Raw genomic sequence first — 12,534 nt, forward strand, 5'->3', positions numbered from 1 at the left:
GAAGATGTAGCTGTGCGTGCGCTAGCAGAAGCGCCCACCACACGGGGGGGGGGAAACCTTCTCTACCTCCAAGGGGTGGGGGCAGACCGCCCCCACGGCCGGGGCCCGGCGGCGGACTGGGCCCGCCGCCGGGCCGCCGTGTAGTGTCCCCGCTGAGAGGTGTCGGGAGGGTGCCGTGACGCAGTACGCCGGAGGTGGGCAGGTCCCGCCGCGTCCCGCCGCTCCGCCGGTGCCGCCGGGGGGCGGTACGGGGGTGAACCCCTCGGGAGCGCCGGTCGCGCCGCCGCCTCCGCCGCCGGTTCAGCCCGCGCCGGTTCAGCCCGCGCCGGTTCCGCCCGCGCCGACTCGTTCGCAGGTACCCGTTGCTCCGCCGGCCCCCGGGCAGGCTCCCGCGCCGGCCGCCGGCCCGGCTCCGGCTCCCGCCGCGGTCCCGGCGCCCGCTCCGATGCCCAGCGCGCCGGTTCCCGCAGGAGGCACCGGGCACTTCGTGCTGCCGTCCGGGACGCCGGTCCAGCTGCCCGCCCACCCGCCGCAGCAGCACGCGCCCACCGGCCCGATCGCCGTCCTGCTGATCGGTCCGGCCGGGGCCGGCAAGACCACCGTCGCCCGGTACTGGGCCGAGCGTCGGCCCACCCCGACCGCGCACATCAGCCTGGACGACGTACGGGAATGGGTGCAGTCCGGCTTCGCCAACCCGCAGTCCGGCTGGAACAACGCCTCCGAGGCGCAGTACCGGCTGGCCCGCCGCACCTGCGGCTTCGCCTGCCGCAACTACCTGGCCAACGGCATCTCCTGCATCATCGACGACGCCGTCTTCCCGGACCGCCCGGCGATCGGCCTCGGCGGCTGGAAGCGGCACATCGGCCCCGGCATGATCCCGGTCGTCCTGCTGCCCAGCCTGGACTCCGTGCTGCGCCGCAACGCCCGGCGCAGCGGCAACCGGCGCCTCGGGGACGAGGAAGTGGCACGCATCCACGGGCGGATGGCCGGCTGGTACAACTCCGGGCTGCCGATCATCGACAACTCCTACCTGGACGTGGCCGGGACGGCCGCCGAGCTGGACCGCGTCATCCTGGCCCGGCTGATGGGCATGCCGGTCCGCTGACCTGCGCACCTCGCCGATCCGCTGATCTGTCGATCCGTTGATCCGAGGGGCCGCGGTGGTGTCGGAGCCGGCTGCGATGATGGACATGTCCTCGGGCCCGCCCAGCGGCCCGTCCTGTCCAACGACCCGGGGGAGCTGACGCCCGTGCCGGAAGGCCACATCATCCACCGCCTCGCCGCCGAGAACCGGAAGGCCTTCGGCGGGCGCCCGGTCCGGGTCTCCAGCCCGCAGGGCCGGTTCGCCGACGAGGCCAAGGTGATCGACGGGCAACTGCTCACCGGTGCCGAGGCCACCGGCAAGCACCTCTTCCTCGGCTTCGAGGAGGGCGCCTGGGTGCACATCCACCTCGGGCTCTACGGCGGCTTCGCCTTCGGCACCGGCCCGGCGCCCGCGCCGGTCGGCCTGGTCCGGCTGCGGCTGGAGAGCGAGGACGGCTACGCCGACCTGCGAGGTCCCAATACCTGCGTGCTCGTCACCGACGCCCAGAAGGCCGCCGTCGCGGCCCGCCTCGGCCCCGACCCGCTGCGCGCCGACGCCGACCCGGAGGCCGCCTGGCGCCGGATAGCGGGCAGCCGGACGACGGTCGCCGCGCTGCTGATGGACCAGAAGGTGCTGGCCGGGGTGGGCAACGTCTACCGGGCCGAGGTGCTGTTCCGCCACGGCATCGACCCGCACCGGGCCGGGCGCGACCTCACTCGGAAGGAATGGGACGCGATCTGGGCCGACCTGGTGGCGCTGATGCGCGAAGGCGCCGCGGTCGGCCGGATCGACACCGTCCGTCCCGAGCACACCCCCGAGGCGATGGGCCGCCCGCCCCGCGTGGACGACCACGGCGGCGAGGTGTACGTCTACCGGCGGGCGGCCATGCCCTGCCTGGTCTGCGGCACGGACGTCCGCACGGAGGCGCACGCCGCGCGCAACCTCTTCTGGTGCCCGACCTGCCAGGCGGCCTGAGGCCCTGACCCGGTGGGCCGTTGATCCGGCGGGCCACTGATCCGGTGGGCCGCCGATCCGCACTCCGGCTCGCCGATCCGCCTTCCGGCCCGGTGCCCAGCCCGTAGGCTGGGGCCGGCCGACCGGGCGGAGGGAGCGGGTGGATGGAGCGTCACGAGGTGGCCAACACCGTGTCAGGTGCCACGGTGGGCGGCCATGTGGTGCAGGCCCGGGACATCGGGTCGCTGCACATCCACCCGGCCGGTGCCGATCCGAAGCCGGTGCCGAGGCCTCGTCAGGTACGTGAGCCGCACGGCCCGTTCGTCAACCGTGAGCCGGAACTCGGCGCCCTGATGACGGCGTTGGGTCGGGTCGAGGCGGGCGGACTCGGGCTCGTGGTGTTCACCGGCCTGGGTGGGGTCGGGAAGACCGAGCTGATCGCCAAGTTCACCGAGGAGCACCGGGCGAGCTTCCCGGACGGCGACCTCTACGCGGACCTCCTGGCCTACCGGCACCAGGGCGGGGTGGACCTCCCCGAGCTGCTGGCCGGCTTCCTGCGGGCCCTCGGCACCGAGCCCCCGGCGGCGGAGGCGGAGCGGTTCACCACCTTCCGAACCGTGACCGCCGAGCGCCGCTGTCTGTTCTTCCTGGACAACGTCGAGCACGCGGCCGAGGTCCGGGCACTGCTTCCCTCCAGCGGGCTGGTGGTGGTCGCGAGTCGGCGGCGGCTGCCCGCGCTGCGGACGGACGGCGCGGAGGTGCGGCAGCTCGGGCCACTGAGCGCGACGGCCGGCACCGACCTGGTGCGGGCCTGGCTGGGCTCCGGGCGGGGCACCGACGCGGAGCTGGCGGAACTGGTCGAGCTGTGCGGCGGGCTGCCGCTCGCGCTGAACGCGGTCGGGAGCCAGCTGCTGGACCAGGACCACCTGCCGGTCGACCGGGTGGTGGCCGAACTGCACGACCGGGAGGGCAGGTTGGCGATGCTGGAAGACGAGGACAGTGATCTCGGCGCGACGTACGACCTGGTCTACGAGCGGCTGTCGTCGGAGGCCCGGGCGCTCTACCACCTGATCGGCGTGCACCCCGGCCCCTTCGTGTCGGCCGAACTGGCGCATGCGGTCGGCGTGGCGCGGGCCGGGCAGGCGATCAAGCAGCTGCGGGCCGTCCACCTGGTGGACGAGGTGCTGGACGACGACCGCGAGGCCCGCTTCCGGGCCCACGACGTGGTGCGGCTGCACGCCTACGCCCGGGCGCGCGAGCTGCCCGACCACGAGGAACTCCTCGCCGGCGTCGTGGCGTACTACCGCGGCCGGGCCTCGCTCGCCGACCGTGCGATGGCCAAGCAGCGACTCCGGTTGCAGGACCCGAGCGGCGACGACCTGCCGCGCTTCGCCTCCGAGACCGCGGCCCTGGACTGGCTGTACGCCGAACGGGCGAACTTCCGCGCGGTCGTGGAGGCGGCGGCCGAGCAGGGCTGGCACGGCGAGGTGTGGCGGCTCTGCGAGTCGCTCTGGCTGCTCTACCACGACCGGAAGCTCTTCCAGGACTGGATCGCCACCCACCGGCTCGGCATCGAGTCGGCACAGTGGGACAACCAGCCGGACGCCGTGGTGCGGATGCGCAACCAACTGGCCCGCGCCTACCTCGACCGCAAGGAGTACCCGCTCGCCGCCGAACAGTTCGCGCTCGCCACGGAGCAGGCGCCGCTGGTCACCAACCGCCAGGTCGTCGGCGTGCTCTACGAGATGGACGGCCTGCTGTGTCTGGCCGACGGCCGCCCGGGCGACGCGGTGGAACGGTTCACCCTGGCCCTGGCGGAGAACCGGGGCGACGACCACGGCGAGATCGTCCAGGCCTACCACCTGGCGCAGGCGTTGATCGCCGACGGCCGGCCGGAGGAGGCGCTGGCCGTCCTGGCCGAGGCCACGGCCCAGGCCGAGGAGTCGCACGACAACGACATGCTGATGAAGCTGCCGCTGGTCCGCGCCCGGGCCCACCGGGCGCTCGGACAGCTGGACCTCGCCGTCGCCCAGGCCGAGGACTGCGCCCGGCAGGCCGGGCAGCGCAGCCAGTACGCGAAGGAGGCGCAGGCCCACACCCTGCTGCTCACCCTCGCCGAGGAGCAGGGCGACGAGGAACTGGCGGAACGCAGCCGCGAGCGGCTGCGCCAACTGTCGAGCTAGGCCTTACGGTCCGGGCTCTATGGTCTGGGCCCTACGGTCCGGTACGGAAGGACACCCGGGTGCGGCGCTCGCCGGTGCGGATGGTGAGCCCGTGCTCGGGGAGGGCGGCCGGGTCGCCGCCGTCGGCGAGCCAGCAGGCGACGGCGGAGCCGAGCAGCAGCGGATCGACGCTGGGGGCGGTGCCCGTCCAGTCCGGTTCGGCGCAGGCCGCCAGCAGCAGGCCGGTGCGCAGCCGGAGCAGGTGACGGTCCGGGCCGAGGGCGGCCACCGCGACGGCGAGGCCGGGGAGTTCGGCGGCGGAGTCGGCGAGCCAGCGTTCGGCGGGGCGCTCGGCGTGCACCTCGGTCCGGGCGAGGACCTCGGCCGTGTAGCGCAGGGCGTCGCCGGGGTGCTCGTCGGTGAGGGCGTGGAAGCCCCGTGGGCTGTGGTCCTTCGGGTCGAAGGGGTAGCGCCGCAGGCTGACCTCCGTCCCCTCGCTCGCGCCCTCGACGTCGTAGGCGGTGGGCCGGTCGGCGGCTCCGGGGCCGAGGACGGGCTTGGGGTAGGGCGGCAGGGCCGGTTCGTCCCCTGGTTCGTCCAGTTGCTCCAGGAAGGAGTAGAGCAGCGGGCGCAGCACCCGGGCGGATTCGCCGCGGCGGGCGAGTGAGCGGTCGGTGATCTCGCGCAGGTCGGCGGGGTCCCGGGCCAGAGCCTTCTCGACCTGGGCGGGGAGGTCTCCGTCGGGGTCGAGCACGGGTGCGGCCTGGCCGAAGGCGTAGCTGGGGGAGCGCGGGTCGAGCTCGGCGGCGCCGGTGGCGACGAGCATGGTGGGGCGTTCCAGGGCGGCGCCGTAGAAGGAGACCGAGCCGTGGTCGCCGATCAAGACGTCGGCGGCGACCAGGGCGGCCTGCCAGCCCTGGTGCGGCGGGATCAGGCGCAGGCCCATCCGGCGGGCGGCGTCGAGCAGGGACTCCGGGTCGTGCCGACTCCAGATGTTGGGGTGCAGGACGACGGCCACGGTGTACTCGTCGGCGGGCAGCCGGCGGACCAGGCGCTGGGGCAGGTCGGGGCGGCGGCCGAATAACGAGTGCTCGCTCCAGGTGGAGTTGACGACGACGAGCCGTCGGCCGTCGACGGCGCCGAGTGCGGCGCGGTAGGTGTCGCGGGAGCGTCGGCTGTGCAGCATCCGGTCGAAGCACGGGTCGCCGACCACGTGGGCGACGTCCAGTGCCTCGGGGCAGGAGTCCCGCAGGCGGTCCAGTTGCTCGGGGTGGGAGAGGCCGAGGACGTCCACGAACACCCGCCCGCGGTGGGTGAGTTCGTTGCGGGACAGGCCGGCGGCGCTGACCGTGTCGCCGGTGGACTCGGTCACCAGGCGGTTGTAGCCGGCGCCGTGGGGGAGGACGACGAGCCGGGCGTCCAGGCGGTGCATGGAGGAGTGGACGGCGCAGGCGACGGCCAGGTCGAAGCGGTGCCGGACGGCGTCCTCCCAGTCCAGCACGGTGAAGCCGGGCAGGCCGTGCAGGTACTCGTCGAGGGCGCGGTCGGCGAAGGCGGAGCCGGGGTTGACGGTGAAGTACCGGGCGATGCCGTCGGGGTTCAGCAGGGTGAGGACGTCCAGGACCCGGGTGGCCGAGGTGAGGGTGCGGGCGACCGCCAGCACGCGGGCCTTGACCGGTCGGGTGTTCCAGCGGTCGGCGGGCCAGACGTGGGGGTGGGACGGCACACCATGATCGTACTCATCCGGGGTGGCGCGCCGGGTGCTGTTTCCCGAGTGTCGGTCAGCCCGCCGCTGCGGTGGGCTCGTGATGCTCGGCGGCGGCGCACGCGTCGAGGAGGGGGCGCATGTCCTCGTCCACGAGCCGGTAGCGCACCACACGTCCGTCCTTGTCGCCGGTGACCACGCCGGCCGTGCGGAGCAGCCGCAGGGCCTGGGACACGGCGGTGTCGCGCATGCCGGTGGCGACCGCGAGATCGGTGACGGCGAGCGGGCCGGCCCGGTGGAGGGCGAGCAGCAGGGCGAGCCGTCCGGGGTCGGCGAGCAGGGAGAACCGCTCGGACCAGGACCGGACGTGCGCGGCGTCGCCGATCGCGGCGATGGCCTCGCAGACCCGGTGTCCGTCGATGGTGCGGTGGCCCGCGCGGTCGGCCGGTACGAGATGCATGCGGACATTCTTGCAGGCGGCGTGCTGTGATCCTGGACACCTGCGCAGGTGCGCAGCCTTGCATGGGTCGGGGCGTGGCCCCTACGGTGTTGCCCGCCGTGGTGCTCGGGAAGACCGGTGACGGACCCTCAGGGGTCCGGATTCCGGAGCGGCCCTCGCCACTGTGATCGGGTCACTCCTCCGTCCCCGGAGGAGTGTCGTCCGTACCCACGACGCCACTGGGTGCCTCGCGCACCTGGGAAGGCGGGTACGGACGTCCCGTAAGCCAGGAGACCGGCCACGGCATCTCACGAAGTGATTCCACGAGGTGCTGGAGCGTGATCCGAAGATGACCCTGCCCGAAACCGCCGCCGCAGACGTGAAAGCGGGCGTGAGAACGGTCCCGTCCGTGCTGCCCACCTTCCGGTGGAAGCGCGAGGACACCGTCCGTACGGCCGGGCTGATGGGGGTGATCCTGGCCATGCACGTGGTGGCCTTCGGGACGCTCATCTTCCTGGTCGCACCCGAACGGTACGCGGTCGGTACCCAGGTCTTCGGGGTGGGCCTGGGTATCACCGCGTACACCCTCGGCATGCGGCACGCCTTCGACGCCGACCACATCGCGGTGATCGACAACACCACCCGCAAGCTCATGGCGGACGGCAAGCGGCCGGTCTCGGTGGGCTTCTGGTTCGCCCTCGGGCACTCCTCGATGGTGGTCCTCATGTCCGCCCTGGTGGCGGGCGGCGCGCAGCTGGCGAGCACGCTGATGGACGACGACTCGGCCACCCACAAGTGGCTCGGCATGATCGGGACGACCACCTCCGGCGTGTTCCTCTACCTGATCGGCGCGCTCAACCTGGCGGCGCTGCTCGGCATCATCAAGGTGTTCCGGGCGATGCGGGCCGGGCAGTACGACGAGGCGGAGCTGGAGGCGCACCTCGACTCGCGCGGCTTCATGGCCCGGGTGCTGAACCGGGCGACCCGCTCGATCACCCGGCCCGGGCAGATGTTCCCGGTCGGCATGGTGCTGGGCCTGGGCTTCGACACCGCGACCGAGGTCACCCTGATGGTGATGGCGGGCTCGGGCGCGGCCTCCGGGCTGCCCTGGTACGCGATCGTCTGCCTGCCGCTGCTGTTCGCGGCCGGGATGAGCCTGTTCGACACCCTGGACGGGACGTTCATGAACTTCGCGTACCAGTGGGCCTTCGCCAACCCGGTTCGCAAGGTGTACTACAACCTGACCATCACTGGGCTGTCGATCGCGGTGGCCTTCATCATCGGCACCATCGAACTGATCGGCGTGCTGCACGAGAAGCTCGACCTGACCGACCCGGTGACCGGCTGGATCGCGGACATCTCGCTGGACAACGTCGGCTACGCGATCGCCGGGCTGTTCGTGGTGGTCTGGGCGGTGGCGATCGGGTACTGGAAGCTCGCCCGGGTCGAGAAGCGCTGGGCACCCGAGGGGTCGTGAGCCGGAGGGCATGAGAGTGGCTCATGGGGCCGGGGCATGAGCCGCGCTCATGCGGCAGCGCCATGAGCTCGACTCATGAGGTCGGGCCATGAGGACGGCTCATGCGGCCGCCCCATGAGGACAGCTCATGCGGCAGCGCCATGAGCGTCACTCATGCGGCCGCGAGCAGCACCCGGCCGGAACGGTGGAGATCATCCGGGTCGACGAGGGCGAGCCGGCCCTGGTGCACGACGAGCGCGGACACCCGGTGCCGGTCGGCAGCACGGTCTTCTTCGGCGCCTCCTACCCGCACGTCTGCCGCAACCCGGGGCGGCGGATGCCGGCGCTGACCATGGTGGTCTCCGCCCGGCCGCCGCGCTGACCCCTGTCGTCGCGCGCCGAACGGCGCCTGCCCGAGGTGTCCCGGGGTTCCGTCGGGAGTGCTCGGCGGGCGGTTCGGCCCGGGGGTTCGTAGGCTCGACGCATGGCGGATGCGTACGCGGGTCGGCGGGAGCGGGTGAGGGAGCACTGCAGTGCGGCCGGGGCCGATGCGGCGCTGATCACCCGGGCGGCGAACGTGCGGTATCTGACGGGCTGCGCGCCCTGTGGAGCGACCTTGCTGCTGACCAGGGAGCGGGTGTTGCTCGCGCTGCCGGACGACCTGCCGCCGGACGACTCCGGGGAGCACCTGATCGCCCCGGACGTCCCCCAGCTGCCAGTGGCGGCCGGGGCGGACACCGCGCTGGCCGCCGCGGCCGCCGCGGCGAGCTTCGGGGTGGCGGCTCTGGCGGTGGAGGAGCACGACCTGACCGTCAGCCGCCACCGGGCGGTGGCGGGCCTGGCCGAGCGGGCCCGGTTGGTCGACCTGGGGCAGGTGGTCGAGCGGCTGCGGGTGGTCAAGGACGAGCACGAGATCGCCGATCTGCGGATCGCCGCCGAGATCGCCGACCAGGCGCTCGGCGAGCTGCTGGAGTCGATCCTGGTCGGCCGCACCGAGCGGCACCTGGCGATGGAGCTGGAGCGCCGGATGATCGACCACGGCGCGGACCGGGCCGCCTTCCCGGTGTCGGTCGGCACCGGCAGCCACTCCGGCCAGGCCGCCCACCAGCCGACCGACCGCCGGGTGGAGGAGGGTGACTTCCTGACCGTCGTGATGGGCGCGCAGTACCGCGGTTACGGCGTTTCCACCGCCCGCACCTTCGTGATCGGGGCCGCGCCCGCGCCCTGGCAGGTGGAGCTGCACCGGCTGGTCTTCCGGGCCCAGCGGGCCGGCCGGGAGGCGCTCGGACCGGGCGTGGAGCAGTGCGTACCCGACCGGGCCGCCCGGCAGGTCCTGGAAGCGGCGGGCCACAGCGAGGCCTCGCCGCACCCGGTGGGCCACGGCATCGGGTTGGAGATCCGGGAGGCGCCGCGCCTCGGTCCGTCGGACATGGGTAAACTGGACAGCCGCGTGCCGGTCACCGTCGGCCCAGGGGTTCATCTCCCGGGCAAGGGTGGTGTCCGGATCGAGGACACGCTCGTCGTCCGCCCCCTCGAAGAGGGCGGGCCCGAGTTGCTCACCATCACCACCAAGGAGCTCCTCGCCCTGTGACCGCGGCCGCTCGACGGCCGTGGGCGGCAGGACGCAATCCCTTGGTTCCTTGACAGCTATATCCAGGAGTAAGTGCGCCCGTGGCTTCCACGAACGATCTCAAGAACGGCATGGTCCTCAAGCTGGACGGCGGCAAGCTCTGGTCTGTCGTCGAGTTCCAGCACGTGAAGCCCGGCAAGGGCCCGGCCTTCGTGCGTACCAAGCTCAAGGAGGTCCTGACCGGCAAGGTCGTCGACAAGACCTTCAACGCGGGCACCAAGGTCGAGACCGCCAACGTCGACAAGCGCGGCATGCAGTTCTCGTACATGGACGGCGAGAACTTCGTGTTCATGGACATGGACACCTACGACCAGCTGACCATCGAGAAGGCCGTCGTCGGCGACGCCGCCAAGTACCTGCTGGAGGGCTTCGAGGCCCTGGTCGCCACCAACGAGGGCGCGGTGCTGTACATCGAGCTCCCGACCTCCGTCGAGCTGACCATCGCCGAGACCGAGCCGGGCGTCCAGGGTGACCGCTCGACCGGTGGCACCAAGCCGGCGACCCTGGAGACCGGCGCCGAGATCCAGGTGCCGCTCTTCGTCACCACCGGTGAGAAGGTCAAGGTCGACACCCGCGACGGCAGCTACCTCGGCCGGGTGAAGTAAGTCCGTGTCGGCCGCACGTAGCAAGGCCCGTACCCGGGCCTTCCAGATCCTCTTCGAGGCCGACCATCGCGGGGTCGACCCGCAGCAGGTCCTCGCCGACTGGGTGGCCCGCGCCCGCGAGCCGAAGCCTGACGAGGGCACCCCGCAGATCGGCGAGTACACCATGGAGCTGATCGAGGGGTACGTCCAGCACGCTCGCCGGATCGACGACCTGATCTCGCAGTACGCGGTGGGTTGGACGCTCGACCGGATGCCGATCGTGGACCGCAACGTCCTGCGACTCGGTGCTTACGAGCTGATCTGGGAGGACGGTGTCCCGGACGCGGTCGTCCTGGACGAGGCCGTCGAGATCGCCAAGGAGTTCTCCACGGACGACTCCCCGGCCTTCGTCAACGGCCTGCTCGCCCGCTTCCTGGAGCTGAAGCCGAGCATCCGCCGATAACCGGACGATGCCCCGCAGACGGCCGCCGGACCCGAAATTTCGGGTCCGGCGGCCGTCGCGCGTTTCACCCGCTCGGCGTAAGGTGGGAACCTACTCGTCAGTAACTTGGCGTTCGGAACCACGTGCGAAGGGCAGGTCCCCCCCACATGACCACCGCGACCCGCAGCGAGTTCGACCAGGGCATCGCCCTGACCAGACACCCCGAGGAGGCCGGCCGCTACGAGGCCGAGCTGGGCGCCGGCTGGCAGATCGGTGGCGGGGTGAACGGCGGGCTGCTGCTCGCCGTGGCCGGACACGCGCTGTCGCTGGAGCACGGCACGCACCCGGACCCGGTGTCGATCAGCGGTTACTACCTGTCCGCCTCCACCCCCGGGCCGGCCACCGTCCGCACCGAGGTGCTGCGCGCCGGGCGCGGGCTCTCCACCGGCACCGCCTCGCTCAGCCAGGACGGCGTCGAGCGGCTGCGCGTGGTGGCCAGCCACGGCGACCTCTCCACCGCCGACGGCGAGGTGCGCACCAGCGCGCAGCCTCCGCAGCTGCCGCCGCCGGACCAGTGCATCGGCGTGGAGCACGCGCCCAAGGAGCTGATCGCCCAGGCCGCCCTGCTGGAGCGCTTCGACCTGCGGCTGGACCCGGCGACCGTCGGCTGGGCGCTCGGACAGCCCTCCGGCAACGGGCGGATCCAGGGCTGGTTCCGGCTCGCCGACGGCCGCGAGCCCGACCCGCTGCTGCTCCTGCTGGTCGCCGACGCGCTGCCGCCGGTCACCTTCGACCTCGGCATGCCGGGCTGGGCCCCGACCATCGAACTGACCGTCCACCTGCGGGCCAAGCCCGCCCCGGGCTGGCTGCGCGTCACCCACGCGACCCGCAACCTGGCCGGCGGGTACTTCGAGGAGGACGCCGAGGTCTGGGACGAGTCCGGCCGCTTGGTCGCGCAGTCCCGCCAGCTGGCCCGGGTGCCGCGGTAGCTCCCGACGCCGATGCTATTACCGGTGGTTACATTCCTGTGACACGCCGTACGTGTGCGGCGTGCGGGGGGTGGGGAGGAAGGCGGTCAGCGGCGAGCCCGCCGCCGACCGTCACCGCCGAAGCCAGGAGCCACCGATGAGTCATAAGGGTCGCGCCCGCCGTAACTCCGACTGCACCGCCGGCGGCTCGCGGCCCGTGGTGCGGGCGCCGCACCGGCCGCAGCGGGCCGAGGGGGCCGACCAGGCGTTCGTCATCGGGGTGCTGGCCGACGCGGCGGACTTCGCCCGGGCCCGCGCCTGGGGGATCTCCGACGCCCCCGACTTCGAGCGCTACCTGGCCGACACCGCCGAGCTGCTGGCCGACGCGCTGGAGCGTTTCGAGACCGTCCGGGCCCGGATGTTCCACCCGCAGGACTTCGAGGAGTTCTGCCTGCTCAACGGGCTGGACCCGGCCGAGCCCGCCGCCCGGGACCGCTACCTGGTGAACCCGCCGCTGCAGTCCCAGCTGCTGGCCTATCAGGGCGAGGAGCTGGCCGGGGACTTCGTGCCGCGCCTGGTCCGGGCCCGGGAGAACGGGCTGACGCTCTGCCACGTCGACCTGCTGCTCGACGGGGCCCTGTACGGGGGCGCGGGCGAGCAGGACGAGGAGCACGCGGGCTGGGTGCGCGCCGCCCACCAGCGCGGGAGCGAGGTGTTCCGCCGGATGCTGGTCGGCGCGGGCGCCGGGGTGTACGAGCTGCGCCTGCGGGTGGACGCGCCCGGCGGGAAGCTGACCGCGGCGGCGCGGGTGCTGCAGTGGGAGGACGGCGTGGTGCGGATCAACGACGAGGACCTGGAGCTGGTCTGCGCGGTGCTGTGCGCCGGGCTGGCCCTGGAGCTGCCGGGCGTCGCGGTGCTGCACGGCTTGCAGGGCTCGGCCGCCTCCTGCGGGGAGTACCTGCCGGCCTCCTGGGCGTGGTCGAGCGGCGGGCAGGACTGGGCGCCGGCGGACCGGCCGGTCCGGCTGGACGGGGTGGCGGCGCAGCCCGGCTACAGCCTGGGCACCGTCTGCTGACGAGTGACCCGCCGCGCCCGGACACGCCGCGGCGC

At 73.1% G+C, this 12,534-nt stretch carries 12 protein-coding genes and 1 riboswitch; of the genes, 10 read left to right on the forward strand and 2 right to left on the reverse strand.

The window, feature by feature from the left end:
• Nucleotides 1–175 precede the first annotated feature (175 nt).
• From ACZ52J_RS09310 to ACZ52J_RS09320, 3 genes are all read left to right on the forward strand, one after another.
• On the forward strand, nucleotides 176–1,105 hold the full coding sequence (locus ACZ52J_RS09310) for an AAA family ATPase (RefSeq protein WP_465617090.1): 930 nt from the start codon (nucleotides 176–178) through the stop codon (nucleotides 1,103–1,105).
• A 144-nt stretch (nucleotides 1,106–1,249) separates the two neighbouring features.
• Nucleotides 1,250–2,059 carry an Fpg/Nei family DNA glycosylase gene (locus ACZ52J_RS09315; protein WP_465617092.1) on the forward strand — a complete coding sequence of 270 codons (810 nt, stop codon included), beginning with the start codon at nucleotides 1,250–1,252 and terminating at the stop codon, nucleotides 2,057–2,059.
• Nucleotides 2,060–2,202: 143 nt separating this feature from the next.
• Nucleotides 2,203–4,221: an AAA family ATPase gene (locus tag ACZ52J_RS09320; RefSeq protein ID WP_465617094.1), complete on the forward strand. Its 2,019-nt coding sequence runs from the start codon at nucleotides 2,203–2,205 to the stop codon at nucleotides 4,219–4,221.
• 31 nt (nucleotides 4,222–4,252) lie between these two features.
• Here the strand turns inward: ACZ52J_RS09320 and ACZ52J_RS09325 are convergent, their stop codons facing one another.
• Nucleotides 4,253–5,926, reverse strand: a complete 1,674-nt coding sequence (locus ACZ52J_RS09325) for a hypothetical protein (protein ID WP_465617096.1) — start codon at nucleotides 5,924–5,926, stop codon at nucleotides 4,253–4,255.
• A gap of 55 nt (nucleotides 5,927–5,981) precedes the next feature.
• Nucleotides 5,982–6,365, reverse strand: coding sequence for an ArsR/SmtB family transcription factor (locus tag ACZ52J_RS09330; RefSeq protein WP_465617098.1), 384 nt, complete (start codon nucleotides 6,363–6,365; stop codon nucleotides 5,982–5,984).
• An 82-nt stretch (nucleotides 6,366–6,447) separates the two neighbouring features.
• A riboswitch (cobalamin riboswitch) is annotated at nucleotides 6,448–6,661 on the forward strand.
• Between the two features lie 32 nt (nucleotides 6,662–6,693).
• Here ACZ52J_RS09330 and nicT point away from each other — a divergent pair.
• From nicT to ACZ52J_RS09365, 7 genes are all read left to right on the forward strand, one after another.
• Nucleotides 6,694–7,821: a Nickel transporter NicT gene (nicT, locus tag ACZ52J_RS09335; RefSeq protein ID WP_465617100.1), complete on the forward strand. Its 1,128-nt coding sequence runs from the start codon at nucleotides 6,694–6,696 to the stop codon at nucleotides 7,819–7,821.
• A 127-nt stretch (nucleotides 7,822–7,948) separates the two neighbouring features.
• Complete coding sequence (locus ACZ52J_RS09340) at nucleotides 7,949–8,182, forward strand: cupin domain-containing protein (RefSeq protein ID WP_465617102.1); 234 nt, start codon at nucleotides 7,949–7,951, stop codon at nucleotides 8,180–8,182.
• 102 nt (nucleotides 8,183–8,284) lie between these two features.
• The gene (locus tag ACZ52J_RS09345) at nucleotides 8,285–9,391 is read left to right on the forward strand and encodes a M24 family metallopeptidase (RefSeq protein ID WP_360507562.1); all 1,107 of its coding nucleotides are present in this window, start codon (nucleotides 8,285–8,287) and stop codon (nucleotides 9,389–9,391) included.
• Between the two features lie 80 nt (nucleotides 9,392–9,471).
• Nucleotides 9,472–10,035 carry an elongation factor P gene (gene efp, locus ACZ52J_RS09350; protein ID WP_360507559.1) on the forward strand — a complete coding sequence of 188 codons (564 nt, stop codon included), beginning with the start codon at nucleotides 9,472–9,474 and terminating at the stop codon, nucleotides 10,033–10,035.
• A 4-nt stretch (nucleotides 10,036–10,039) separates the two neighbouring features.
• Nucleotides 10,040–10,477, forward strand: a complete 438-nt coding sequence (gene nusB / locus ACZ52J_RS09355) for a transcription antitermination factor NusB (RefSeq protein ID WP_360507556.1) — start codon at nucleotides 10,040–10,042, stop codon at nucleotides 10,475–10,477.
• A 146-nt stretch (nucleotides 10,478–10,623) separates the two neighbouring features.
• Nucleotides 10,624–11,445, forward strand: a complete 822-nt coding sequence (locus tag ACZ52J_RS09360; protein WP_360507553.1) for a thioesterase family protein — start codon at nucleotides 10,624–10,626, stop codon at nucleotides 11,443–11,445.
• A gap of 136 nt (nucleotides 11,446–11,581) precedes the next feature.
• Nucleotides 11,582–12,499 (forward strand): hypothetical protein, encoded by a 918-nt coding sequence (locus ACZ52J_RS09365; protein ID WP_465617105.1) that lies wholly within the window; start codon nucleotides 11,582–11,584, stop codon nucleotides 12,497–12,499.
• The last annotated feature ends 35 nt before the right edge of the window (nucleotides 12,500–12,534 follow it).

Source organism: Kitasatospora sp. NPDC034035 (genome assembly GCF_055575755.1).